We start from the raw sequence: 2,190 nt of genomic DNA, 5'->3' as shown, positions 1-2,190 counted from the left end.
CCTAAAATCAGCTATATTTCAACATTTTTGTTTATTTTCAATATGAAAAGTTCTTACAAATTCATGCAGGGGGCATCTAAACAACAGGAAAAAGCCTTGATTTAAAAGGCTTTTTTGTTTGTCTATAGCATATCTCTTTTTTGTATACATTAACGATTAATAATTGAGAAATAAATTGAACACAGTAAACAAATCCGATTCCTTCCACTCTATCAAACACCATCCCCATATTATCCCTCCACTTGTGGTATGATGGTAGAGTATGTTTAGGTGCCAAGCTACTTGAGCACCTCCGTGCTAAAAGGAGAACGAATATGAAAATCGCATGGAATGAAATTAAATACCAGCCCAAGAAGTTTATCCTGATTGAACTCCTCATTACCATTCTCATGTTTATGGTGGTGTTTTTGTCCGGTCTGACAAATGGACTGGGTCGGTCGGTATCGGCCCAAATCGATAACTATGGGTCGCTGCACTATATCCTTTCGACGGATTCAGAAGGGATTATCCCCTTTTCAACTATTACGACGAAGGATTTAGATGAGGTCCAAAAGATGGAGGGAATGGGCTATTCGGGTTTGTCCATCCAGCGGGCAACCGTCTCAAAAACAGAGGATTCCAATACTCTGGATATCACCTACTTCGCGACCGATCACAACGAAGAAGAAATCCTCAATCCAATCATGGAAGATACAGACCTCAAGATCTCCGACCTAAAGAAAAACGAGGTCATTTTGGACAGTTCTTTCAAAGAGGATGAAGGGATCCAAGTCGGCGATCAAGTGATCGACAAAACTTCTAAGCAAAAACTCAAGGTCGTGGCCTTCGCGAAAAATGCCAAATACGGCTACAGCGAGATTGGTTTTATCAGCTCGGATACCTACACAGGCATGCGACAAAAAACAGATCCAAGCTATCAATGGCAAGCCCAAACCCTTGTGACTAAGAAAAACATCCCTTCTAACGATCTAGCCAGCAACTTAATGGTGGCGGATAAGAAGCAAGTGATCGATAAAATCCCTGGCTACAAGGCTCAAAACCTGACGCTACGGATGATCACGTGGGTGCTCTTACTCGCTTCTTCTGCTATCCTTGGGGTCTTCTTCTATATCCTCACCCTGCAGAAGTTGAAACAGTTCGGTGTCTTGAAGGCCATTGGCATGTCCATGAGCCAGATTACCTATGTCCAACTATCCCAGCTCACCATTATCTCCCTCATCGGAGTGCTGCTAGGGCTTGCCTTGGCAACTATGATGGCGCCATTTTTACCTAATAGCGTCCCTTCCTTTATGACCCTGAAAGACAACCTCACCATCTCGGTTAGCTTTATCCTGACCTCTATTTTGTGTGGTGCCTTGTCCCTTGTCAAAATCAAAAAAGTAGATCCAATCGAAGTCATTGGTGGAAATGGAGAATAAGATGGCCATTATCGAATTAGAAAATATCAGAAAATCCTACGCCGATGGCAACCAGATGCACCATGTCCTCAACCAGCTGAATTTAAGCGTCGAACCCAACGAATTCGTCGCCATCTTGGGCCCTTCAGGATCTGGCAAGTCCACGCTTTTAGCCATCGCTGGCTTGCTTTTATCAGCGGATGAGGGGAGGATTCGCATCGCAGGCCAAGACTTGACCAGTCTCAACCAAAGTCAGTGGACGCAAAAACGGCTGGAATTGCTCGGCTTTATCTTTCAAGACCACCAGCTCCTCTCCTATATGAAAATCGGTGACCAGTTAGAACTGGTGGCCAAATTAAAAGGGGAAAAGGACAAGAAAAAACGCCAAGAGGAAGTCAAAGCCTTGTTGACAGATCTTGGCATCGAAGCTTGTTACCACCAATACCCTAATCAGATGTCTGGTGGACAAAAACAACGGGCAGCCATCGCGCGGGCCTTTATCGGAAATCCGCAGGTCATCTTAGCCGATGAACCAACCGCTAGCCTAGACCCTGATCGGGGGCAAGAAATCGCCCAGTTGATCCGGAAAGAAGTCAAATCCAAAAACAAGAGTGCCATCATGGTGACCCATGACCGCTCCATCCTGACCTATGTGGATACCATTTATGAATTAAAACATGGCCAATTGCTAAAGGTAGAAAAGGTTGATTAAATACAAGAGAGTGGGACAGAAATCGGTAATTCGTTAGAATTCGATTTCGTCGTCCCACCTCCGCACAGTTGAGTAGGGCTG

Annotated in this window: 2 protein-coding genes; both read left to right on the top strand. The window is 44.6% G+C overall.

The features are described 5' to 3' along the window. Nucleotides 1–314: 314 nt before the first annotated feature. Nucleotides 315–1,418: an ABC transporter permease gene (locus tag I2D56_RS06185; RefSeq protein WP_195348201.1), complete on the top strand. Its 1,104-nt coding sequence runs from the start codon at nucleotides 315–317 to the stop codon at nucleotides 1,416–1,418. A gap of 1 nt (nucleotide 1,419) precedes the next feature. Then, a complete protein-coding gene (locus I2D56_RS06180) occupies nucleotides 1,420–2,109 on the top strand; it encodes an ABC transporter ATP-binding protein (protein WP_195348200.1) in 690 nt (229 codons plus the stop codon). Nucleotides 2,110–2,190: the final 81 nt, after the last annotated feature.

The organism is Streptococcus australis (genome assembly GCF_015553625.1).
Classification (GTDB): Bacteria; Bacillota; Bacilli; order Lactobacillales; family Streptococcaceae; genus Streptococcus; species Streptococcus australis_B.
The sequence above is the reverse complement of the archived record's forward strand: the minus strand, read 5'-3'. Positions and strand labels throughout refer to the sequence as shown.

What these genes read in the sequence shown, in the direction of transcription:
- I2D56_RS06185 (WP_195348201.1), top strand. Translation starts at nt 315, where the DNA reads ATGAAAATCGCATGGAATGAAATTAAATACCAGCCCAAGAAGTTTATC.
- I2D56_RS06180 (WP_195348200.1), top strand. Translation starts at nt 1,420, where the DNA reads ATGGCCATTATCGAATTAGAAAATATCAGAAAATCCTACGCCGATGGC.